The 22,746-nt window shown below is 63.2% G+C and carries 14 protein-coding genes, 1 tRNA gene and 2 pseudogenes; 14 read left to right on the forward strand and 3 right to left on the reverse strand.

The window, feature by feature from the left end; all coding sequences use genetic code 11:
* Nucleotides 1-203: 203 nt before the first annotated feature.
* Nucleotides 204-989: an SDR family oxidoreductase gene (locus IVB12_RS35385; protein ID WP_247307065.1), complete on the reverse strand. Its 786-nt coding sequence runs from the start codon at nt 987-989 to the stop codon at nt 204-206.
* Between the two features lie 133 nt (nt 990-1,122).
* Between IVB12_RS35385 and IVB12_RS35390 the strand changes: the two genes are divergently transcribed.
* Nucleotides 1,123-1,821, forward strand: coding sequence for a histidine phosphatase family protein (locus tag IVB12_RS35390; protein WP_247307066.1), 699 nt, complete (start codon nt 1,123-1,125; stop codon nt 1,819-1,821).
* Nucleotides 1,822-1,891: 70 nt separating this feature from the next.
* On the forward strand, nt 1,892-2,659 hold the full coding sequence (locus IVB12_RS35395) for an SDR family oxidoreductase (protein WP_247307067.1): 768 nt from the start codon (nt 1,892-1,894) through the stop codon (nt 2,657-2,659).
* Nucleotides 2,660-2,777: 118 nt separating this feature from the next.
* Here IVB12_RS35395 and IVB12_RS35400 read toward each other — a convergent pair whose 3' ends face one another.
* On the reverse strand, nt 2,778-4,001 hold the full coding sequence (locus IVB12_RS35400; protein ID WP_247307068.1) for a serine hydrolase domain-containing protein: 1,224 nt from the start codon (nt 3,999-4,001) through the stop codon (nt 2,778-2,780).
* A 150-nt stretch (nt 4,002-4,151) separates the two neighbouring features.
* Between IVB12_RS35400 and IVB12_RS35405 the strand changes: the two genes are divergently transcribed.
* From IVB12_RS35405 to IVB12_RS35460, 12 genes and pseudogenes are all read left to right on the forward strand, one after another.
* Nucleotides 4,152-4,227, forward strand: a tRNA-Trp gene (locus IVB12_RS35405).
* 259 nt (nt 4,228-4,486) lie between these two features.
* Nucleotides 4,487-4,678, forward strand: a complete 192-nt coding sequence (secE, locus tag IVB12_RS35410; protein WP_027564420.1) for a preprotein translocase subunit SecE — start codon at nt 4,487-4,489, stop codon at nt 4,676-4,678.
* Nucleotides 4,678-5,232, forward strand: coding sequence for a transcription termination/antitermination protein NusG (gene nusG / locus IVB12_RS35415; protein WP_018647229.1), 555 nt, complete (start codon nt 4,678-4,680; stop codon nt 5,230-5,232). Before secE ends, nusG begins: the two co-directional genes overlap by 1 nt.
* Nucleotides 5,233-5,364: 132 nt before the next feature.
* On the forward strand, nt 5,365-5,793 hold the full coding sequence (gene rplK, locus IVB12_RS35420; RefSeq protein WP_012045056.1) for a 50S ribosomal protein L11: 429 nt from the start codon (nt 5,365-5,367) through the stop codon (nt 5,791-5,793).
* Nucleotides 5,794-5,799: 6 nt separating this feature from the next.
* Nucleotides 5,800-6,492, forward strand: a complete 693-nt coding sequence (rplA, locus tag IVB12_RS35425) for a 50S ribosomal protein L1 (protein ID WP_018647230.1) — start codon at nt 5,800-5,802, stop codon at nt 6,490-6,492.
* A gap of 101 nt (nt 6,493-6,593) precedes the next feature.
* Nucleotides 6,594-7,540: pseudogene (locus IVB12_RS35430) on the forward strand (2-hydroxyacid dehydrogenase).
* Between the two features lie 585 nt (nt 7,541-8,125).
* Entirely contained in the window at nt 8,126-8,644 is a 519-nt protein-coding gene (gene rplJ, locus IVB12_RS35435; RefSeq protein ID WP_247279356.1) for a 50S ribosomal protein L10, read from the forward strand.
* A gap of 54 nt (nt 8,645-8,698) precedes the next feature.
* Complete coding sequence (gene rplL / locus IVB12_RS35440; RefSeq protein ID WP_247307070.1) at nt 8,699-9,076, forward strand: 50S ribosomal protein L7/L12; 378 nt, start codon at nt 8,699-8,701, stop codon at nt 9,074-9,076.
* A gap of 483 nt (nt 9,077-9,559) precedes the next feature.
* A complete protein-coding gene (gene rpoB / locus IVB12_RS35445; protein WP_247307072.1) occupies nt 9,560-13,678 on the forward strand; it encodes a DNA-directed RNA polymerase subunit beta in 4,119 nt (1,372 codons plus the stop codon).
* Nucleotides 13,679-13,806: 128 nt separating this feature from the next.
* Nucleotides 13,807-18,003 (forward strand): DNA-directed RNA polymerase subunit beta', encoded by a 4,197-nt coding sequence (rpoC, locus tag IVB12_RS35450; protein ID WP_247307074.1) that lies wholly within the window; start codon nt 13,807-13,809, stop codon nt 18,001-18,003.
* A gap of 192 nt (nt 18,004-18,195) precedes the next feature.
* Nucleotides 18,196-20,256 carry an FAD-dependent oxidoreductase gene (locus IVB12_RS35455; RefSeq protein ID WP_247307076.1) on the forward strand — a complete coding sequence of 687 codons (2,061 nt, stop codon included), beginning with the start codon at nt 18,196-18,198 and terminating at the stop codon, nt 20,254-20,256.
* A gap of 132 nt (nt 20,257-20,388) precedes the next feature.
* Complete coding sequence (locus IVB12_RS35460) at nt 20,389-22,413, forward strand: ABC transporter ATP-binding protein (protein WP_247307078.1); 2,025 nt, start codon at nt 20,389-20,391, stop codon at nt 22,411-22,413.
* A 174-nt stretch (nt 22,414-22,587) separates the two neighbouring features.
* Here IVB12_RS35460 and IVB12_RS35465 read toward each other — a convergent pair.
* A pseudogene (locus IVB12_RS35465) lies at nt 22,588-22,746 on the reverse strand (IS630 family transposase); the annotation flags it as partial.

Genomic DNA, 22,746 nt, shown 5'->3' on the forward strand with positions numbered 1-22,746 from the left:
AGCGGCCGGTCCGTCGATAGGATGATCGAGCAACATCGTCGTCTCCAGGTTGAATGGATGCAACCTCAGTCTGGCCTCAGACTTGGTCGCTATCCACCCGCATGGAATCTTCGCGGAGCCTGTCATCGGGCCGCGCTTCGCGCGGACCGGTTGGCTCGCAAAGACGACGTGAGGCAGCTGCGCGCAAAAACTGCGGGCTCTTGCTAAACCGGCTTGCCCGTATACGGCATCGATGCCGTCAGGCCGCCGTCGACGGGGAATGCCTGACCATTCACGTACGAGGCCTCGTCGCTGGCCAAAAACAGTCCCATCGCCGCGAGCTCGTGCGGCTGGCCGGGACGCTTGAGCGGGTTGAGCTGGCCGATCTTGTCTTGAGTGCCGCGCTCCTTGGCGCGGTCGAAGATCGGTTTGGTCATGCCGGTCTCGATCAGGCCGGGGCACACCGCGTTGATGCGCACGCCGGTGCCGGTGAGCGAATAGGCTGTGGTCTGCACCAGGCTGATCACGCCCGCCTTGCTCGCCGCATAGGGATGTCCGCTGGCGCCGGCCTTGAGGCCGGCGACGGACGCCGTCAGCACGATCGCGCCGGACTGTTGCTTGACCATGTGCGGCATCGCGTATTTCACCGCGAGGAACGGCCCGATGAGGTTGACGCGCAAAATCTCCTGCCAGTGCTCCACCGTCTGCTCAGCGAGCGGGATGAGCCCGCCCGAGATGCCGGCATTGGCCCAGATCACGTCGAGCCGGCCGTGCGCCTTCACCGCCTTGTCGATCATTGCGACGACGTCCGTCTCGGAGCCGGCATCCGCGATCATGGCTTCCGCGATGCCACCGGCCTTCTTGATCTCCTCGACGGTCTCCTTCACCGCTTCGGTGCGATCGACGGCGATGAGCTTTGCGCCTTCCCTGGTGAAAAGCAGCGCAGCGGCGCGGCCGATGCCGCTGCCGGCGCCGGTGATGATGACGGATTTGCCTTGCAAGCGGCCCATGCGCTTCTCCCTTTGGCTCGCACGCGGCCCTTGCCGCGCGACGGAATTTCAAACAACATTTCAAACGGCAAAGTGTCTTGAGACACGTTCGCTACTGACGTACAGCGACATAACGCGGGATGGAAGGGTTTCGATGGCAGGCGCAGACAGGCCGAATGTGGTCACGACACGGTGGTGGTGGGTCCGGCACGCGCCGGTGCGCAATGACGGCGGCAACATCTACGGCCAGTCCGACATCGCCTGCGACATCAGCGACACCTATGTATTCAACGCTGTTGCCAAGGTGCTGCCACGCAACGCAGTCTGGTATTCGAGCAATCTAATGCGCACACATCAGACGGCCGCGGCGATCTGGGCAACAGGCTTTCCACGGCCTGCGTCGATGAAATGGGAAGCGGATCTCGCCGAGCAGAATCTCGGCCGTTGGCAGGGCATGAACCGCGCCGAGTTCATCGCGAGCCGCCCCGTCGGCGCCAGCTGGTTCGCCGACATCAATGAGCCTGCGCCCGGCGGCGAAAGTTTCATGGACCTCTATAATCGCACGCGACGCACCATCGAACGGATCAATGTGGAAGCGGCCGGGCAGGACATCATCGCGGTCGCGCATGGTGGCACCATCAAGGCGGCCGTCGGCCTTGCGCTCGGCGGCTTGCCGGAGCAGGGACTCGCATTCGATATCGACAATTGCTCGGTGACGCGGCTCGATCATTTCGCAAGCCCCGAGCGCACGGTCTGGCGGTTGCCGATGGTGAACCAGCAGCCGTGGATCGCCGATGCTGCGCACGCAGCGATGCACCAGCCTGCGGGACCGGAAGTCAAGAAGCTTGCGTGAGCCGTTGTCCCGCCGCGCGCCTGCGGCGTAAGGTTCAAAGCCAAGTCAAATCATACTCTGGGAGAGAAACATGACCTTGTTCGACATGAAGGGGAAAGTTGCCGTCATCACCGGCTCGACCCGCGGCATCGGGCTCGCGATCGCCGAGCGCATGGCCGAGCACGGCGCCAAGGTGGTGATCTCCTCGCGCAAGGCCGACGTTTGCGAGCAGGTGGCCAATAGCATCAACGATAGATTCGGCAAGGGCACCGCGGTCGCGATCGCCGCCAACATCTCCTCAAAAGAGAATCTGCAAAACCTCGTCGACGAGAGCAACCGCGCTTTCGGCAAGATCGACGTGCTGGTCTGCAACGCGGCGTCGAACCCGTACTACGGTCCGCTCGCCGGCATCTCCGACGATCAGTTCAGAAAAATCCTCGACAACAATATCGTCGCCAACAATTGGCTGATCTCGATGGTGGTGCCGCAGATGATCGAGCGCAAGGACGGCTCGATCATCATCGTCTCGTCAATCGGCGGCCTCAAGGGCTCGACCATCCTCGGTGCCTACGCGATCTCGAAAGCCGCCGACATGCAGCTCGCGCGCAATCTCGCCTGCGAATACGGCAAGCACAATATCCGCGTGAACTGCATCGCGCCCGGCCTGATCAAGACCGATTTTGCGAAAGCGCTTTGGGACAATCCGGAGAATCTGAAAGCCTCGACCTCGCGCTCGCCTCTCTTGCGCATCGGCATGCCCGACGAGATCGCGGGCGCGGCGGTGTTCCTGGGCTCTGCGGCCGGCGACTTCATGACCGGGCAGACCATGGTGATCGACGGCGGCGCGACGATCAGTTGAAGCTTTGGCGTCATCCCGGGGCACGCGAAGCGTGAACCCGGGATCTCGAGATTCTCAAGGTGCGCAATTGCGCACCATAGTTCGATGCTTTGCATCGAACCCGGAATGACCCTTCGGGTCACTCCACCGCCGCGTAAACCAGATCCCGCACCAGCGTGCGCGTATAGTCGCGTTGGCCTGGGCCTTGGCTCATGAACACCGCGAACAGATCCTCCTTCGGATCGATCCAGAAGAACGTGCCCGCAATGCCGCTCCAGAAATACTGGCCTATGCTGCCGGGGAAGGGCGCAATGCCGGCCTCACGGCGCACGGCAAAGCCGAGACCGAAGCCGTGGCCGGGCGACAGCAGCGTGCCATTTGTTGCAACATGCGGCCCGAGATGATCGGACGCCATCAGCTCCAGCGTCTTGCGGCCGATGATCCTGTTGCCGTCGAGCGTGCCGCCGTTGCGCAGCATCAGGCAGAAGCGGGCATAATCCATCGTGGTCGAGACCAGCCCGCCGCCACCGGACTGCATCACCGGCTGCTCGAGCATGTTGAAGAGCGCGACCTTGTCGCCGGTCCAGGGATCGGCCGCGAACGGTTCGGCGAGGCGGCCGGCATTGGTCTCGGACGTCGCAAAGCCGGTCTCGGCCATCTGCAAGGGCGCGAGGACGCGTTCGGCAAGGTACGCGCCGAGCGATTTGCCGCTGACGACTTCGATGATGCGGCCGAGGATGTCGGTGGAGCGGCTGTAGTTGAACTCGTCGCCGGGATGGCAGATCAACGGAAAGCTCGCCACCAGCGCGGCGTGCTCGGCATTGGTGATCTTGCGGCTGCGGACGCGGGACTCCCGGTAGAGCTTGTGCACGGGGCCGTCGCCCTGGTGCTCGTAGGTGAGGCCCGAGGTGTGACGGAGCAGGTCCTGCACCGTCATCGGCCGCCTCGGCGGAACCAGGTCGAGCCGGCCGCCACTGACCACGCCGACCTTTTGCTCGGCGAACTCCGGAATGAACTTGGCGACCGCGTCACTGAGAAGGAGATGGCCGTCCTCGATTAGCGCCATGATAGCGACCGAGACAATCGGCTTGGTCATCGAGAAGATCCGGAAGATCGAATCGCGCGCCATCGGCGCCGCGCCCGTCGGGCTCTGCCGTCCCAGCGCCTCGAACCAGCCGATTTGGCCGCGGCGGGCCACCAGCACGGTGACGCCGGGAACGGTTCCCTTGTCGATCTCGCGCTTGAATGCGGCCGACATGGCCTGGAGGCGGGGACGCGACAGCCCGAGCGTCTCGGGGCGGGCTTCCGGCAGAGGCGGGGTCTGCGGCGCGATCGTGGCGTGTTGGGCGGCTGTGGCGGTCATGGGCGCTCCCGGTTGCTCTTGATTATCTGGAATGGACTGTGGCCCCAAGACCCCGGCACAAACAAGCGAAGCCGGCGCGGTTCACCCTTGCAAACCGGCCGTCCCCTGTGCTTGAAAGCGGCCCTGATCCTAAGGCGACGCAGGGTCTGTAGGAGTGTAGCTCAATTGGTAGAGCACCGGTCTCCAAAACCGGGGGTCGCAGGTTCGAGCCCTGCCACTCCTGCCAGCAAAATCAATTAGGCGGCTCGATCCGCTCGCTTGCCGCGCAAGCCGTCCCCATATCTTGACCTTTGGCCCCATCCGCAGTATTTACCCCGCACTCGCAGCCGGCCCGTTAGACGCGGATTTCCGGCGCGGCTTTGAAATCCCCGAACAATCGAGCCCGGTTTCCGGCTCATCCTTCAGACGAGGGCTGGGCCAAAGGCGGCTGTTCGGATCCCTTTGAAATCAGTAGCCGTCTTGCGACGGACGTTGGACATCAAACGATGGCAGTCAGCCCGTTCAAGTTCTTGCAGGAAGTGCGCTCGGAGACCGCCAAGGTCACCTGGCCGACCCGTCGTGAGACCACGATCACCACCATCATGGTGTTCGTCATGGTCGCCGTGGCCTCGGTCTTCTTCTTCGCCGCAGACCAGATCATCCGTTACCTCATCACCTTCCTTCTGGGCATCCACTGATGGCAACAGCAACCGCTCAAGTGTCCGACAAGCGCTGGTACATCGTCCACGCCTATTCGAACTTCGAGAAGAAGGTCGCCGAATCGATCCGCGAGCAGGCCAAGCAGCGCGGGCTCGAGGAGCTGTTCGAGCTGGTACTGGTGCCGACCGAGAAGGTCACGGAAGTGCGCCGCGGCCGCAAGATCGACGCCGAGCGCAAGTTCTTCCCCGGCTATGTGCTGGTGAAGATGAAGCTGACCGACGAGGCATTCCATCTGATCAAGAACACGCCGAAGGTGACGGGATTCCTCGGCGCCGAGAACAAGCCGATGCCGATCTCGGAAGCCGAGGCTATGCGCATCCTGCATCAGGTGCAGGAGGGCGTGGAACGGCCGAAGGCGTCGGTCTCGTTCGAAATCGGCGAGAACGTGCGCGTTGCCGACGGCCCGTTCGCCTCGTTCTCGGGTGTGGTCGAGGAAATCGACGAGGCGCGCTCGCGCGTGAAGGTCGCGGTGTCGATCTTCGGCCGCGCCACGCCGGTCGAACTGGAATTCGGTCAGGTCGAGAAGGTCTGACCGGGTAGGCGTGAGACTTCGGTCTTGCGCAGCAAGAGGCCGTGGGAGGGAGAGGGCGGTTGCCAGCCGCATCCGACCCAGACCACGAACCTGAAACCGCCGGCGGATATGCCGGCACAACAGGAGTGATACATGGCAAAGAAAGTGACCGGATACCTGAAGCTTCAGGTCCCGGCCGGTGCGGCGAATCCTTCGCCCCCGATCGGTCCCGCGCTCGGTCAGCGCGGTCTCAACATCATGGAGTTCTGCAAGGCGTTCAACGCGCAGACCCAGAAGGAAGAGAAGAACACCCCAATCCCGGTGGTCATTACCATCTATGCGGACCGTTCCTTCACTTTCGAGATGAAGACGCCGCCGATGTCCTACTTCCTCAAGCAGGCCGCCAAGATCCAGTCCGGCTCGAAGGCGCCGGGCCGTGACAAGGCGGGCAAGGTGACCAAGGCGCAGGTGCGCGAGATCGCCGAGAAGAAGATGAAGGACTTGAATTGCGACAGCATCGAATCGGCCATGAAGATGGTCGAGGGCTCCGCCCGTTCGATGGGTCTGGAAGTTGCGGGGTAAGCGGTCATGGCAATCGGAAAGCGTTTGAACAAAGCCCGCGAAGGTATTGACCGCGAAAAGCTTTACCCGCTCGCGGACGCCATCAAGATGGTCAAGGAACGCGCCAAGGCGAAGTTCGACGAGACCATCGAGGTCGCGATCAATCTCGGCGTCGATCCGCGTCACGCCGACCAGATGGTTCGCGGCGTCGTGACCCTGCCGAACGGCACCGGCCGTACGCTCCGCGTCGGCGTGTTCGCCCGTGGCGCCAAGGCCGACGAGGCCAAGGCGGCGGGTGCTGACGTCGTCGGCGCCGAGGACCTGGTCGAGAAGGTGCAGAACGGCTCGATCGATTTCGACCGCTGCATTGCAACCCCCGACATGATGCCGCTGGTCGGCCGCCTCGGTAAGGTGCTCGGCCCGCGCGGCCTGATGCCGAACCCGAAGATCGGCACGGTGACCATGGATGTCACCGGCGCGGTGAAGGGTGCCAAGGGTGGCTCGGTCGAGTTCCGTGTGGAGAAGGCCGGCATCCTGCAGGCCGGCGTCGGCAAGGCGTCGTTCTCCGAGGAGAAGCTGGTTGAGAACATCAAGGCCCTGGCAGACGCCGTCTCCAAGGCGAAGCCGGCCGGCTCCAAGGGCACCTACATCCAGCGCGTTGCGGTGTCCTCGACGATGGGCCCCGGCGTGAAGGTCGAGCCGGGCACCATCCTCGGCTAGGGCTTGCCTCGGCTGAGATTTGCAAAATCCATGAGGGGCGGAATTGGGCAACCGATTCCGCCCCTCGTCGTTTGTGACCGCGTTCACGGGAAACAAGAACAATGGCTGACAAGGTCCTGATCTACTCCCGCTTTCCCAAGACGATGATGGTGCGTTTCGCCGAGCGCTTCGAACTGCTCGACACTGGCGGCAAGCCCGCGCGCGAGGTGTTTTCGGCTGACGAGCTCGGCGGCATCCGCGCGGTACTGACGGCAGGCGGCACCCCGCTGGGAGCGGAGGCGATGGACCTGTTTCCCAAGCTCGGTGCGATTGTCGCACCGGCTATGACGGCGTCGACTTGGAGGCGGCCGCCGCGCGCAAGGTTGCGGTCGGCCACAGTCCGGGCGCCAACGCAGCTTCGGTCGCCGATATTGCGATGACCCTGATGCTGGCGACGACGCGGCGGATCCTGGTTGCCGACCAATATGTCCGCAGCGGCGATTGGGCGGCGTCAAAACCCTCGCCGATGATGCGGCCACAGACGGGCATGCCCGGCCGCCGCATCGGCGTCTACGGCATGGGTGAGATCGGCCGCAAGATCGCGGCGCGCTGCGCCGCTTTCGAGAGCGAAGTCGGCTATTTCAGCCGCACCAAATACGATTTGCCATATCAATATTTCCCGTCACTGGAAGAACTCGCCGACTGGTGCAGCGTGCTGATGATTGCGGTCCGGGCCGGAGCCGAGACCCAGCACGTCGTCAGCGCCGACATCCTGAGGCGCCTTGGCGCGGACGGGTATGTCGTCAATATCTCCCGCGGCTCGGTCATCGACGAGAAGGCCCTGGTCGCGGCGCTGACGGACAAGACCATCGCCGGCGCCGGCCTCGACGTCTATGAGAGGGAACCGCACGCGCCCGACGCGCTGACCGCGCTGCCCAATGTGGTGCTCGCCCCTCATCTCGGCGGCCATACCCTCGAATCGCACGTCGCCATGCAGAATTGCGTGCTGGCCAACCTGACCGCATTTTTCGATGGCAGGCCGCTGCCCTATGAGGTCAAAAAGGCCTGAAGCGATCCTTCTCTGCCCTAATTGGTCAAACGCTTGCGGCAACGGATTGGAACTGGTGCGAATTTTGCTCTTGGCAAGCCGGCTCCGAGCGGTTAAAGAGCCGCTTCCGGACGTGCCGACCTCGGCTGGCGCGTTCGTGCTCGCATTCCGAAAACCCGACACGACAGGAGATCATTCCTTTCCAGGACGTCCGTAAGGATTTTCCGGACAAGGAAAGAGAGCCCGTCATTTGGTGGAATGCGGACAGAGGTCGGACGGTTCGCCGGCTGACCTTGTCCTGTCCAAGACTGCAGGCGCCCGCGGGGAATTTCGATTTCTCAACGGCTTAATCGCATGGCCTGCATAGACGGGTGAAGACCGGATTTCACTTCGCGCCCCAGCTTCAAACTGGTTTCGCGAAACGGGGTCTGGTTCGGACCTCGACACGCCGTGGGCCTCATGGGCTCCCGGAGGGCAGGCTTTGAATTGTCGTCTTGCCCGGCGTGTCCGATGGGTTTGGCCCGGAGGTTCAGGTTTGGGCGGGAGGATGGGTGCAACCCGGCGGTCCCGCTTCTCGCGATGACCGCCAACCGGAGAGAGCTTGCTGTGGAACGAGCGGCAAAAAAGGAAGCGGTCGAACAGCTCAACGAGGTCTTCAAGACCACGAGCGTCGCGATCGTTGCTCAATATTCCGGCCTCACCGTTGCCCAGATGCAGAAGCTGCGCACGCAGATGAAGCAGGCTGGCGCCTCGGTGAAGGTCTCGAAGAACCGTCTCGCCAAAATTGCTCTTGAAGGCACTGACGTCGTTGCCATCGGCCCCATGCTGAAGGGGCCGACCGTGATCGCGACTTCCAACGATCCGGTAGCGGCGCCAAAGGTCGCCATCGAATTCGCCAAGGCGAACGAAAAGTTCGTCATCGTCGGCGGCTCGATGGGCAAGACCGTCCTGAATGTCGACGGGGTGAAGGCGCTTGCCTCGCTGCCGTCGCTTGACGAACTGCGCGGCAAGATCGTCGGCCTCATCGTGGCCCCGGCGACCAAGCTCGCTCAGCTCGCCAACGCGCCCGCGGGCAAGCTCGCGCGCGTCATCCAGGCTCATGCCTCAAAGGGCGAAGCGGCCTGACGCCCTTCGCAAAACTCAAACCCGAACCAGACTTACACGTAAGGAAACTGAACAATGGCTGACTTGCAGAAGATCGTTGACGACCTCTCGAGCCTCACCGTGCTCGAAGCTGCCGAACTCGCGAAGCTCCTCGAGGAGAAGTGGGGTGTTTCGGCTGCCGCGGCTGTCGCCGTGGCCGGCCCGGCCGCTGGCGCCGCCGCTGCCGCTCCGGCGGAAGAGAAGACCGAGTTCACGGTCGTTCTCGCCAGCGCTGGCGACAAGAAGATCGAGGTCATCAAGGAAGTCCGCGCCATCACCGGTCTCGGCCTGAAGGAAGCAAAGGACCTCGTCGAGGGTGCTCCCAAGCCGCTGAAGGAAGGCGTGAACAAGGAAGAAGCCGAGAAGATCAAGGCGCAGATCGAGAAGGCTGGCGCCAAGGTCGAGCTCAAGTAAGCGCAGCTTGCTGGTGAGGTCCCGGGCGAGCATCAGCGCGACCCGGGGTCTTGGTCCGCTCCTCATCGAAGGGGTGAGCCGGATGCAAAAGGCGTGCGACGGAACGTCCCGACGCAGGCCGAACACGAAAAAGTGTGGGGATTTGAGGGTTTACCCCTCGAATCTCCACTATTGTCGCCCCATATCGGGTCGGCAGCACGAAAGCGCGGTGGGCAGGGATGCCGGATTTCCCTGTAAGCCGTTGGGAGAGCAGGCTATTTCGGGCTTTTGCAGTCCGTGAAGACGATCGTTGTGACGGGCGGGCGCGCTTCTGCGCCCCGCGCGTCGTTTTGCGTTTTGAAGGTCTGAAGAACAGATTCAGGACATTCCCGCCTGAACTGAGCTTCTGGCCCCCAAGACGGGTTCGAAAAAATTCAACCCGGGAGCGGCGGCAGCCGCGTTCCGGACGGCGCGCCCAAGCGGGCGACGAAATGAGAGGCCACGATGGCGCAGCAGACATTCACCGGTCGCAAACGCGTTCGCAAGTTCTTCGGACACATCAAGGAAGTCGCCGAGATGCCGAACCTCATCGAGGTTCAGAAGGCGTCGTATGACCAGTTCCTGATGGTCGACGAACCGCCGGGCGGCCGTCTTGACGAGGGTCTGCAGGCGGTGTTCCGCTCGGTGTTTCCGATCTCCGACTTCTCGGGCACCTCGATGCTGGAATTCGTCCGCTACGAGTTCGAGCAGCCGAAATACGACGTCGACGAGTGCCGCCAGCGCGGCATGACCTTCGCGGCTCCGCTCAAGGTAACGCTGCGCCTCATCGTATTCGATATCGACGAGGAAACCGGCGCGAAGTCGGTGAAGGACATCAAGGAGCAGGACGTCTACATGGGCGACATCCCGCTCATGACGATGAACGGCACCTTCATCGTCAACGGCACCGAGCGCGTCATTGTCTCGCAGATGCACCGTTCGCCCGGCGTGTTCTTCGACCACGACAAGGGCAAGACCCATTCCTCGGGCAAGCTGCTGTTCGCCGCCCGCGTGATCCCGTACCGCGGCTCCTGGCTCGACATCGAGTTCGACGCCAAGGACATCGTCTATGCGCGTATCGACCGTCGCCGCAAGATTCCGGTGACGTCGCTGATGTTCGCGCTCGGCCTCGACGGCGAGGCGATCCTGTCCACGTTCTACAAGAAGATCCTCTACAAGCGGACCAAGGAAGGCTGGCGCGTTCCGTTCGACGCCAATCGCTTCCGCGGCTACTCGACCGTCAACGATCTGATCGACGCCGATACCGGCAAGGTCGTGCTCGAGGCCGGCAAGAAGCTCACCGTCCGTGCCGCCCGCCAGCTCCAAGAGAAGGGGCTGAAGGCGCTGCGCATGGCCGATGAGGAACTGGTCGGCAACTACGTCGCCGAAGACCTCGTCAATCCGAAGACGGGCGAGATCCACGCTGAAGCCGGCGAGGAAATCACCGACAAGCTGATGAAGGCGCTCAACGAGCAGGGCTACAAGGAGCTGCCGCTGCTCGACATCGACCACGTCAATGTCGGCCCCTACATTCGCAACACGCTCTCGGCCGACAAGAACATGACGCGTGAGGACGCGCTGTTCGACATCTACCGTGTCATGCGTCCGGGCGAGCCGCCGACGCTGGAATCGGCGCAGGCCATGTTCCAGTCGCTGTTCTTCGACGCCGAGCGCTACGACCTCTCCGCGGTCGGCCGCGTCAAGATGAACATGCGCCTCGACCTCGATGCGCCCGATACTCAGCGTACCCTGCGCAAGGAAGACATCCTCTCCGTCATCAAGACGCTGGTGGATTTGCGCGACGGCAAGGGCGAGATCGACGACATCGACCATCTCGGCAACCGCCGCGTGCGTTCGGTCGGCGAGCTCATGGAGAACCAGTACCGCATCGGCCTCCTGCGCATGGAGCGCGCGATCAAGGAGCGCATGTCCTCGGTCGACATCGACACGGTGATGCCGCAGGACCTGATCAACGCCAAGCCGGCGGCCGCCGCCGTGCGCGAGTTCTTCGGCTCCTCGCAGCTCTCGCAGTTCATGGACCAGACTAACCCGCTCAGCGAGATCACCCACAAGCGACGCCTGTCGGCGCTCGGACCGGGCGGTCTGACCCGCGAGCGTGCCGGCTTCGAGGTGCGCGACGTGCATCCGACGCATTACGGCCGCATCTGCCCGATCGAGACGCCGGAAGGCCCGAACATCGGCCTGATCAACTCGCTCGCGACCTTCGCGCGCGTGAACAAGTATGGCTTCGTCGAGACGCCGTACCGCAAGGTCAAGGACGGCCGAGTCACCGACGAGGTCGTGTACCTCTCGGCGATGGAGGAGGGCCGCTATACGGTCGCGCAGGCCAACGTGCCGCTCGACCCGAAGGGCCGCTTCACCGAAGACCTCGTGGTCTGCCGTCACGCCGGCGAAGTCTTGCCAGTGACGCCCGACAAGGTCGACTACATGGATGTGTCGCCGAAGCAGCTCGTTTCGGTGGCCGCGGCGCTGATCCCGTTCCTCGAGAACGACGACGCCAACCGCGCGCTGATGGGCTCGAACATGCAGCGCCAGGCGGTGCCGCTGGTTCGCGCCGAGGCGCCGTTCGTCGGCACCGGCATGGAAGGCGTGGTTGCGCGTGACTCGGGTGCCGCGATCGCGGCGCGCCGTTCGGGCGTGATCGACCAGATCGACGCGACCCGCGTCGTCATCCGCGCCACCGAAGATCTCGATCCGACCAAGTCGGGCGTCGATATCTACCGGCTGATGAAGTATCAGCGCTCCAACCAGTCGACCTGCATCAACCAGCGCCCGCTGGTGAAGGTCGGCGACGTCGTCAAGAAGGGCGACATCATCGCCGACGGTCCCTCGACCGATCTCGGCGAGCTCGCTCTGGGGCGCAACGTGCTGGTCGCGTTCATGCCATGGAACGGATACAACTTCGAAGACTCGATCCTGCTCTCCGAACGGATCGTGAAGGAAGACGTCTTCACCTCGATCCACATCGAGGAGTTCGAGGTGATGGCCCGCGACACCAAGCTCGGGCCCGAGGAAATCACCCGCGACATTCCGAACGTCTCGGAAGAAGCGCTGAAGAACCTCGACGAAGCCGGTATCGTCTACATTGGTGCGGAAGTGCGCGCCGGCGACATCCTGGTGGGCAAGATCACGCCGAAGGGTGAAAGCCCGATGACGCCGGAAGAGAAGCTCCTGCGCGCCATCTTCGGCGAGAAGGCTTCCGACGTTCGCGACACCTCGCTGCGCGTTCCTCCGGGCGTGCAGGGCACGATCGTCGAAGTGCGCGTGTTCAACCGTCACGGCGTCGACAAGGACGAGCGTGCGCTGGCGATCGAGCGGGAAGAGATCGAGCGTCTGGCCAAGGACCGCGACGACGAGCAGGCGATCCTCGACCGCAACGTCTACAACCGTCTTGCCGAGCTGCTCGAAGGGCGGCAGGGCATCGCCGGTCCGAAGGGCTTCAAGAAGGACACCAAGATCACCCGTGCGGTGCTCGAGGAGTACCCGAAGTCGCAGTGGTGGCTGTTCGCTTCGCCGAACGACAAGCTGATGGCCGAGATCGAGGCCATGCGGAAGCAGTACGACGAGTCGAAGAAGGGGCTGGAACAGCGCTTCCTCGACAAGGTCGAGAAGCTTCAGCGCGGCGACGAATTGCCGCCCGGCGTGATGAAGATGGTCAAGGTGTTCGTCGCGGTGAAGCGCAAGATCCAGCCCGGCGACAAGATGGCCGGTCGCCACGGCAACAAGGGCGTGGTGTCCAAGATCGTGCCGATCGAGGACATGCCGTTCCTCGAAGACGGCACGCATGCCGACATCGTGCTCAATCCGCTGGGCGTGCCCTCGCGCATGAACGTCGGACAGATTCTCGAGACCCATCTCGGCTGGGCCTGTGCCGGCCTCGGCAAGCGGATCGGCCAGACGGTCGATGCTTACCTGTCGAAGCAGGACATCAAGCCGCTGAAGGAAACCTTGAAGAAGGTCTATGGCGAGGACGAGACGATCAAGTCGCTCAACGACAGCGAACTGATCGAGCTCGGCCACAATCTGAGCCGCGGCGTGCCGATTGCGACGCCGGTGTTCGACGGCGCCAAGGAAGCCGACATCGAGGAGATGCTGAAGCTCGCCGGTCTCGACGCTTCGGGGCAGTCGACCGTCTATGACGGCCGTACCGGCGATCCGTTCGATCGCAAGGTGACGGTCGGCTACATCTACATGCTCAAGCTGCACCATCTCGTCGACGACAAGATCCACGCGCGTTCGATCGGTCCGTACTCGCTCGTCACCCAGCAGCCACTGGGCGGCAAGGCGCAGTTCGGCGGCCAGCGCTTCGGCGAAATGGAGGTGTGGGCGCTCGAGGCTTACGGCGCGGCGTACACGCTCCAGGAGATGCTGACGGTGAAGTCGGACGACGTCGCCGGCCGCACCAAAGTGTACGAGGCGATCGTGCGCGGCGACGACACGTTCGAGGCCGGTATTCCGGAATCGTTCAACGTGCTGGTCAAGGAAATGCGCTCGCTCGGCCTCAACGTCGACCTGCACAACTCCAAGATGGGACCGGCGCCGACGTCGGAAGCGGCCGAGTAATTCGACCTGTCGTGCCCGGCCTTCGCGGCCGGGCATTGGCGCCCCGCCTGAGGCCTTGAGGGCAGGGCGCCCCGCTAAGTGATTTTCGAATTTGCGGCCGGAGGCGACCGGCACGCGAGGAGAAGACGATGAACCAAGAAATTATGAATCTCTTCAACCCGACGACGCCGGCTCAGGTCTTCGACCAGATCCGGATCTCGATCGCGTCTCCAGAGAAGATTCTGTCCTGGTCCTACGGCGAGATCAAGAAGCCGGAGACCATTAACTACCGTACCTTCAAGCCCGAGCGCGATGGCCTGTTCTGCGCCCGCATCTTCGGGCCGATCAAGGATTACGAGTGCTTGTGCGGCAAGTACAAGCGCATGAAGTACAAGGGCATCATCTGCGAGAAGTGCTCGGTCGAGGTGACGCTGTCGCGCGTCCGGCGCGAGCGCATGGGCCATATCGAGCTCGCAGCCCCCGTCGCCCATATCTGGTTCCTGAAGTCGCTGCCCTCGCGCATCGGCCTCCTGCTGGACATGACGCTGAAGGATCTCGAGCGGATCCTCTACTTCGAATATTACGTCGTGCTGGAGCCGGGCCTCACCGCGCTGAAGGACCGTCAGCTCTTGTCGGAAGACGAGTATCTGAAGGCGCAGGACGAGTACGGCCAGGATTCCTTCACCGCCATGATCGGCGCGGAAGCGATCCGCGAGCTGCTCAAGGGCATGGACCTCGAGAAGCTCGAGGCCTCGTTGCGCCTCGAGATGCAGGAGACCGACTCCGACATCAAGCACAAGAAGCTCGCCAAGCGCCTGAAGATCGTGGAAGCGTTCCGCCATTCCGGCAACAAGCCGGAATGGATGATCATGACCGTGGTCCCGGTGATCCCGCCTGACCTGCGTCCGCTGGTGCCGCTGGACGGCGGCCGCTTTGCGACCTCGGACCTCAACGACCTCTACCGCCGCGTCATCAACCGCAACAACCGCTTGAAGCGGCTGATGGAGCTGCGCGCGCCCGACATCATCATCCGCAACGAGAAGCGCATGCTTCAGGAAGCGGTCGATGCGCTGTTCGACAACGGCCGCCGCGGCCGCGTCATCACCGGCGCCAACAAGCGCCCGCTGAAGTCGCTCGCCGACATGCTCAAGGGCAAGCAGGGTCGCTTCCGTCAGAACCTGCTCGGCAAGCGCGTCGACTATTCGGGTCGTTCGGTGATCGTGGTCGGTCCCGAGCTGCGTCTGCATCAGTGCGGCCTGCCGAAGAAGATGGCGCTCGAGCTCTTCAAGCCGTTCATCTATTCGCGGCTTGACGCCAAGGGTTTGTCCACCACCGTGAAACAGGCCAAGAAGCTGGTCGAGAAGGAGCGGCCCGAGGTCTGGGACATCCTGGACGAGGTGATCCGCGAGCATCCGGTGCTGCTCAACCGCGCACCGACGCTGCACCGCCTCGGCATCCAGGCGTTCGAGCCCGTGCTGATCGAGGGCAAGGCGATCCAGTTGCACCCGCTGGTCTGCTCCGCGTTCAACGCCGACTTCGACGGCGACCAGATGGCCGTGCACGTTCCGCTGTCGCTCGAAGCGCAGCTGGAAGCGCGCGTGCTGATGATGTCGACCAACAACATCCTGCATCCGGCGAACGGTCAGCCGATCATCGTGCCGTCGCAGGACATCGTGCTGGGTCTGTACTACGTCTCGATCATGCGCGAAGGCCTGCCCGGCGAGGGCAAGGTCTTCGGCGACATGGCCGAGCTCGAGCACGCGCTACACGCGAAGGTCATCCACCTCCACACCAAGATCAAGTACCGGTGGGAAGGCATGGACGAGACCGGCAAGGTCTCCAGGCGCTGGATCGAGACCACCGCCGGCCGCGTGATGCTGGGCAATCTGCTGCCGAAGAATCCGCGGATCTCGTACGAGATCATCAACAAGCTGATGACCAAGCGCGAGATCTCGGGCGTGATCGACCAGGTCTACCGTCATTGCGGCCAGAAGGAGACGGTGATCTTCTGCGACCGCATCATGGCGCTCGGCTTCTACAACGCGTTCAAGGCCGGCATCTCGTTCGGCAAGGACGACATGGTCGTGCCGCACGGCAAGTGGAAGATCGTCGATACCACTCGTACGCTGGCGAAGGATTTCGAGCAGCAGTACAACGACGGCCTGATCACTCATGGCGAGAAGTACAACAAGGTCGTCGACGCCTGGTCGAAGGCCACGGAAGAAATCGCCAAGGCGATGATGAAGGAGATCTCCGCCACCAAAAAGACGGCGAGCGGAGCCGACGCCGACATCAACTCGATCTACATGATGGCTCACTCCGGTGCCCGCGGTTCGCCGGCCCAGATGCGCCAGCTCGCCGGCATGCGCGGCCTGATGGCCAAGCCGTCGGGTGAGATCATCGAGACGCCGATCATCTCGAACTTCAAGGAAGGCCTCTCGGTGCTCGAGTACTTCAACTCGACCCACGGCGCCCGCAAGGGCCTCGCGGACACCGCGTTGAAGACCGCGAACTCCGGCTACCTGACCCGTCGTCTGGTCGACGTGGCGCAGGACTGCATCATCACGCAGAGCGACTGCGGCACCAAGCTCGGCATCAAGATGCGTGCCATCGTCGATGCCGGCACCGTGGTCGCATCGCTCGGTTCGCGCATCCTCGGACGCACGGCCTGCGAAGACGTGCGTGACAGCTCGGGCAAGGTGATCATCAAGCGCGACACGCTGATGGAAGAGAGCCATCTGGATGCCATCCAGCAGGGTGGCGTGCAGGAGGTGAAGATCCGCTCGGCACTGACCTGCGAGCTCGTCAACGGCATCTGCGGCAAGTGCTACGGCCGCGACCTCGCCCGCGGCACGCCGGTCAACCACGGCGAAGCGGTCGGCGTCATCGCGGCGCAGTCCATCGGCGAGCCGGGCACCCAGCTCACCATGCGCACCTTCCACATTGGCGGTGCGGCGCAGCTCAACGAGCAGTCCTTCGTCGAAGCCAACTTCGACGGCAAGATCGTGATCAGGAACAAGGCCATCGCCCGCAACAGCGAAGGTCACCTGATCGCCATGGTGCGCAACATGGTGGTGGCGATCGTCGATGCCGACGGTACCGAGCGTGCGACGCACCGTATCCAGTACGGCTCGCGCCTGCACGTCGACGAGGGCGACAACGTCAAGCGCGGCCAGCGCATCGTCGAGTGGGATCCCTATACCCGTCCGCTCCTCACCGAGGTCGAGGGCACCATCGGCTTCGAGGATCTGGTCGAAGGGCAGTCGATCTCGGAAACGCTGGACGAGGCCACCGGCATCGCCAAGCGCGTGGTCATCGACTGGCGTTCGACCCGCGGCGGTTCGGACCTGCGTCCGGCCATCGTGGTCAAGGGTAAGGACGGCAAGGTGCTCAAGCTCGCCCGTGGCGGCGATGCCCGCTACATGCTGTCGGTCGACGCCATTCTCTCGGTCGACATCGGAGCCAAGGTCCAGCCGGGCGACATCCTCGCCCGTATCTCGACCGAAAGCGCCAAGACGCGCGACATCACCGGCGGTCTGCCGCGGGTGGCGGAGCTGTTCGAGGCACGGCGTCCGAAGGATGCGGCGATCATCGCCGAGATCGCGGGCACCATCCGGTTCGGCCGCGACTACAAGAACAAGCGTCGCATCTCGATCGAGCCGATGGACAAGACCGAGGAGCCGCGCGAGTACCTGATCCCCAAGGGCAAGCACATCCACCTTCAGGACGGCGACGTCGTCGAAAAGGGTGACTTCATTGTGGAAGGCAACCCGGCGCCGCACGACATCCTGGCGATCAAGGGCATCGAGGAACTCGCGGCCTATCTGGTCAACGAGATCCAGGAGGTCTACCGGCTTCAGGGCGTGCTCATCAACGACAAGCACATCGAGGTGATTGTTCGTCAGATGCTCCAGAAGGTGGAAGTCACCGATCAGGGCGACACGGACATGATCTCGGGCGAGCAGGTCGACAAGATCGAGTTCGACGCGCTGAACGAGAAGGCCAGGGAAGAGGGCAAGAAGCCCGCCACGGGAACGCCGGTTCTGCTCGGCATCACCAAGGCGAGCCTCCAGACCCGCTCGTTCTTCTCGGCGGCCTCGTTCCAGGAGACCACCCGCGTCCTCACGGAAGCGGCGGTCAACGGCAAGATCGATCCGCTCGAGGGTCTCAAGGAGAACGTCATCGTCGGCCGGCTGATCCCGGCAGGCACCGGCGCCTCCATGGCCAAGATCCGCGAAGTCGCCATGAAGCGCGACAAGCTGATCCTCGACGAGCGCGAGAAGCAGGCGGCCGTCGTGTCGCCCGCCCCGGAAGCGGAGCCGATGGCGCTGCCGCCGGCGGAATGATGCTTCATCCGTAGGAATACCGAGGACAATGAAAAGGCCGGCTTTTGCCGGCCTTTTTGCTGCTTTCCATGTTTATTGCGATGCGGGATCAGCCCTTGTTCATCTTTCCTTCAGCCGCAAAAGCGCTTCTGCTAGGAGAGCTTAGGCCGGTGGTCCCGTGTCGGGGGCAGGGCCGGAGACCACGGAACTCACATGCTTGATCTTGCAATCGTAGGCGGCGGCCCCGGCGGGCTGATGAGCGCTTGGTATCTGAAGCGCAAGCTCGGCGACCTCTGCCGCGTCACCATCTTCGAGGCATCCGATCGGCTCGGCGGCAAGATCGTCACGCGCAAATTCGATTCTGCGCCCGCGATGTACGAGGCCGGCGTAGCCGAGATCTACGACTACTCGATGACCGGCCCCGATCCGCTGCGCGAACTGATCCAGCATTTCGGGCTTCAGACCATTCCGATGGATGCCGAGCAGGTCCAGTTCGGCGGCGAGCTCCTCAACGACGTCGCGGGCATGCGCCGTAAATACGGCGCCAAGACCGCGGCCGCGATCGAGGCATTCCGCAAGCGCTGTACCGAGGTCATGTCGCCGATCGAATATTACGAGGGCGTCGGCGCGCACGACAACGAGAACCCCTGGGCCTACAAGACCGCCGAGCAGGTGCTCGACGAGGAGGTCGAGGACGAGACAGCAAAGCGTTTCTTCAAGGTCATGGCGCGCTCGGACATTGCGACCGAGAGCCACAACACCAACGGCCTCAATGCGCTCAAGAACTATCTGATGGACGTCGACGGCTATATCGGCCTCTATTCCATCCAGAACGGCAACGAGCAACTGATCGAGTGCCTGCAGTCGGAAGTCAATGCCGACATCCAGCTCAATCACCGGGTGCTCACCGTCGGCAAGGCGCCGACCGGTCGCTACCAGCTCAAGATGATGAACGGCAGGGGGCCCGAGACGCGCGATTTCGATCTCGTGCTGATGTGCCTGCCGCATTCCTGGCTCGCCACCGTCGGCTGGGAAGGCGAGCAGCTGCGCAAGTCGATGGTCAAGCACGTCTCATACTTCGACCGCCCCGCGCATTACCTGCGCGTCTCGATCCTATTCGACGAGCCGTTCTGGGGCGAGAAGATTTCCGGCGCCTGGTTCATGTCGGAGGCCTTCGGCGGCTGCTGCGTCTACAATGAGGGCGCGCGGCACGACGTCGGCAAGCATGGCGTCTTGAACTGGCTCATTGCCGGCTCTGACGCGCTGGCCTTTGCCAATCTGTCGGACCAGGAGCTGATCGACGCGGCGCTGAAATCGCTGCCGGCATTCCTCGGCAACGCGCGTTCGCATTTCATGGAAGGCAAGATCCACCGCTGGCTGTCGTCGGTGAACGCGCTGCCGGGCGGTCTGCCGGTGCGCGACGTGATGACCAATCACCGGCCCGAGCCGAAGGAGCATCCCGGTATCGTCGTGGTCGGCGACTATCTGTTCGACTCGACGTTGAACGGTCTGCTCGACTCCTCGGATGCGGCGACCGACATCATCCTGACGGAGATGATGCGGCTGCGCCGCGAGCGCGCGCAGGAGGACAAGCCGCGCTCCGACAAGATCGACCGCAATTATTTCGAGAACTATCGCGGCCTCGGTCCCTATCACGAGGCGTGGCGCCACTTCACCGATCCCGATTATCTCACCAAGCTGGTCGGCATCGTCTGGGGCGAGGCGAGGGGCGCCAAGCTGCTGGTCGCGGGCTCCGCCAGCGGCGAACTGGTCGGTGCACTGCGCGATCGCGGCATCGATGCATGGGGAATCGAGAACAACCGCGCCATTCATGCCAAGACGCCGAAGGCACTGAAGAAGTACAACAAGCTCGGCTCGATCACAGACATGCCGTTCAAGGACGGTGCGTTCGACTTCGTGTTCGAGACCAGCCTCTGCCACGTTTCCCCGAAACAGGTGGCCCGCGCGATCCGCGAGCTGAATCGTGTGGTCAAGACCGGCGTCGTGTTCGGCTCGATCACCTCGGACATGGCGCCGGCACTGATCGACCGCTACGACCTGCTGCGCGGGGTCAAGAAGCTCGGCACCTGGTGGGAATGGTCCGAACTGTTCTTCGGCAACGGCTTCGATCTGTCGATGCACCGCAAGGACTGCACCGATGCGCTCTGGGAGGCCACGCTCGCCGCCAACAAGGGGCCAGGCCAGTGGTATGCCGACGCTGACAGCTTGCGCTATTCCTTCTTCGACAAGGTCGAGGACGAGGACGACGACTAGCAAGCCGCGACCCCCCGGATCTGCCAATTGTTTTGCCGAATTCATCTTGATCGCATAGAATCGGTGCAATAGCGGTTGCCGCTATTCCTGCTTTCTCTGCGGTCATGCCGGCCGTCAGCATCGGTTGGTTTCATGGCGTCCAAGCCCCTCTCGCCCGACAAACAGAAGCCCGCCGCGGAAGAGGCGGCCGAGCGCGACGGCAAGCTCGCCTCCAGCGCCAAGCCGGACCTCGAGGACCATGAGGATGACGAAGGCAAGGGGAAGGATGAGCTGGAGCTCGATGAGGACGATGAGGACGAGGATCTCGTCGTCTTTACTGCGCGCGAGGCTGCCGGGGCGCTCGCCACCATTGTCGGGTTCGTCAGGCCCTATCTGACCAACTACAAGCGGATGCTGTCATTCGTGGCGTTCGGCGTCTTGGTCGAGACGCTGTTCAACGTCATCATGCCGCTCAGCCTGAAGTACCTCATCGACGACGCGCTTGGCGAGGAGGACTTCCAGGCCCTCTACAAGATCCTCGGCGTGCTCGCGGTCGCCGGCATCTTCACCTCGATCGTCGCGGTCTGGTACGAGCGCTGGGACGCGCGGCTCGCTGCCTGCATCATTTCCGACGTGCGCAAACGCCTGTTCGAGCACGTCCAGGATCTGCCGGCGGCCTATTTCGGCCGCACCCGGCGCGGCGAGATCCTGTCGCGCTTTTCCGTCGATCTCTCGGCCTTCGAAGGTTCGGTCAAGACCTTTGCCAATAGCGCAGCGCTGCCGTTCCTGGAGCTGATCGCCGGCATCATCCTGATGGTGTTCCTGAACTGGCAGCTCGCGGCGGTCGCGCTGCTGGTGTTCCCGATCACGCTGATCGGCCCGCGCATCCTCACTCCGAAGGCAGTGCAGGCCAATTACGAGCAGAAGCTCAACGAGAGTGCGCTGCTCGGCATGGTGCAGGAGAACGTGGCGGCCCAGGCCGTGATCAAGGCGTTCAGCCTGCAGCGCAAGATGTTCGGCTTCTTCACCTTCCGCAACGATGAGACGCGCAACAAGATCGCCTCCGCCGCGTTCCTGTCGACCATGGTGGAGCGGACGGTCACCATCTCGGTGCTGCTCCTGCACCTGGTCGTGCTCGCGATCGGCGCATATCTGGCGACCAAGGGCCAGATCACCATCGGCACCTTCGTCACCTTCGAGAGCGCGTTCTGGGAGGTCTCCTACAACATCGCCCATGTGATGCATTTCATCCCGGTGTCGATCTCCTCGGCCGCCGCGATCCGGCACATCCAGGAATTGCTGGACGAACCGACGCGCGGCGCCGATCGCCCTGGCGCGCCCGACCTGCCACGCATCACCCACGACATCACCTTCGACCGTGTGACGTTCCAATACGAAGGCAGCCAGACGCCGGTGCTGGACAATCTCAGCCTTAAGCTCAATGCCGGCAGGCGCATTGCCATTGTCGGTCCCTCCGGCTCCGGCAAGAGCACGCTGCTCAATCTGATCCTGCGGCTCTACGTGCCCGACGAAGGCCGCCTCACCATCGACGGCGTCGACGTCCGCAAGGTGACGCTGGATTCGCTGCGCCGGAGCATGGCGGTGGTGTTTCAGGAGAACATGCTGTTCAACATGTCGATCCGCGAGAACATCCGGCTCGGCAAGGAGGGTGCGACCGATGAAGAGGTGGAGGAGGCGGCCAAAAAGGCCGAGATCCACCGCTACATCATGGGCCTGCCGCAGCGATACGACACCCCGGTGGGCGAGCGCGGCGATACGCTTTCGGGCGGACAGCGCCAGCGCATCGCGATCGCGCGCGCGATCATCCGCAATCCGTCGGTGCTGCTGCTGGACGAAGCCACCTCGGCGCTCGACCAGACCACGGAAGCCGCGATCAACCGCACGCTGCTGAAGGTCGCCAAGGGCCGCACCATGATCTGGTCGACCCACCGCCTGACCTCAGTGGTCGAGATGGACGAGATCATCGTGATATCAGGGGGCAAGGCGATTGAGCGCGGCTCCCATGCCGAGCTGCTCGCCAGCAACGGCACCTATCGCAAGCTGTGGAACGACCAGGTCCACCAGCCCCATGGCGCGGTGGCTCACGCTGACGACGGCAGCGACGATGATGACGAGGATGAAGACCTCGATGATGATGAGGACGACGAGGAGGAGTGACCGGGATCGTTCGGCTGCAAAGCAACCGCCGTGCGCGATCCATGTCTCCTCGCCCAGAACGCGGACCCCGGCACCGAGTCGCTGATTCCCTGATACGTGGCGTTCGGCCGACGCGAAGCCGCAGATTTTCGGCCCTTGGATTGGGCGCGCCGGCCCATCGGGGATCGACCAACGCTAAAGCGTTAGCCGATCAGGTTGCAAGTATCCCGCGGCAGTGAAGTAGTTTGAGGATTCTGCGGGCGTGTAAGTGTCGATGATGCGCCCGACGGCATCCCAGAGACCGCCAACAGTGCGTTCGGCGGCCTTTCGCAGATTTGCTTTGAGCTTTGCGAA

The sequence above is a fragment of the Bradyrhizobium sp. 179 genome (genome assembly GCF_023073535.1).
In the GTDB taxonomy this organism is placed as follows: domain Bacteria; phylum Pseudomonadota; class Alphaproteobacteria; order Rhizobiales; family Xanthobacteraceae; genus Bradyrhizobium.

What these genes read in the sequence shown, in the direction of transcription:
- IVB12_RS35400 (WP_247307068.1), bottom strand. Translation starts at nt 4,001, where the DNA reads ATGACCGCCACAGCCGCCCAACACGCCACGATCGCGCCGCAGACCCCG.
- secE (WP_027564420.1), top strand. Translation starts at nt 4,487, where the DNA reads ATGGCAGTCAGCCCGTTCAAGTTCTTGCAGGAAGTGCGCTCGGAGACC.
- rplA (WP_018647230.1), top strand. Translation starts at nt 5,800, where the DNA reads ATGGCAATCGGAAAGCGTTTGAACAAAGCCCGCGAAGGTATTGACCGC.
- rplK (WP_012045056.1), top strand. Translation starts at nt 5,365, where the DNA reads ATGGCAAAGAAAGTGACCGGATACCTGAAGCTTCAGGTCCCGGCCGGT.
- rpoB (WP_247307072.1), top strand. Translation starts at nt 9,560, where the DNA reads ATGGCGCAGCAGACATTCACCGGTCGCAAACGCGTTCGCAAGTTCTTC.
- IVB12_RS35455 (WP_247307076.1), top strand. Translation starts at nt 18,196, where the DNA reads ATGCTTGATCTTGCAATCGTAGGCGGCGGCCCCGGCGGGCTGATGAGC.
- IVB12_RS35395 (WP_247307067.1), top strand. Translation starts at nt 1,892, where the DNA reads ATGACCTTGTTCGACATGAAGGGGAAAGTTGCCGTCATCACCGGCTCG.
- IVB12_RS35460 (WP_247307078.1), top strand. Translation starts at nt 20,389, where the DNA reads ATGGCGTCCAAGCCCCTCTCGCCCGACAAACAGAAGCCCGCCGCGGAA.
- IVB12_RS35390 (WP_247307066.1), top strand. Translation starts at nt 1,123, where the DNA reads ATGGCAGGCGCAGACAGGCCGAATGTGGTCACGACACGGTGGTGGTGG.
- nusG (WP_018647229.1), top strand. Translation starts at nt 4,678, where the DNA reads ATGGCAACAGCAACCGCTCAAGTGTCCGACAAGCGCTGGTACATCGTC.
- rpoC (WP_247307074.1), top strand. Translation starts at nt 13,807, where the DNA reads ATGAACCAAGAAATTATGAATCTCTTCAACCCGACGACGCCGGCTCAG.
- rplL (WP_247307070.1), top strand. Translation starts at nt 8,699, where the DNA reads ATGGCTGACTTGCAGAAGATCGTTGACGACCTCTCGAGCCTCACCGTG.
- IVB12_RS35385 (WP_247307065.1), bottom strand. Translation starts at nt 989, where the DNA reads ATGGGCCGCTTGCAAGGCAAATCCGTCATCATCACCGGCGCCGGCAGC.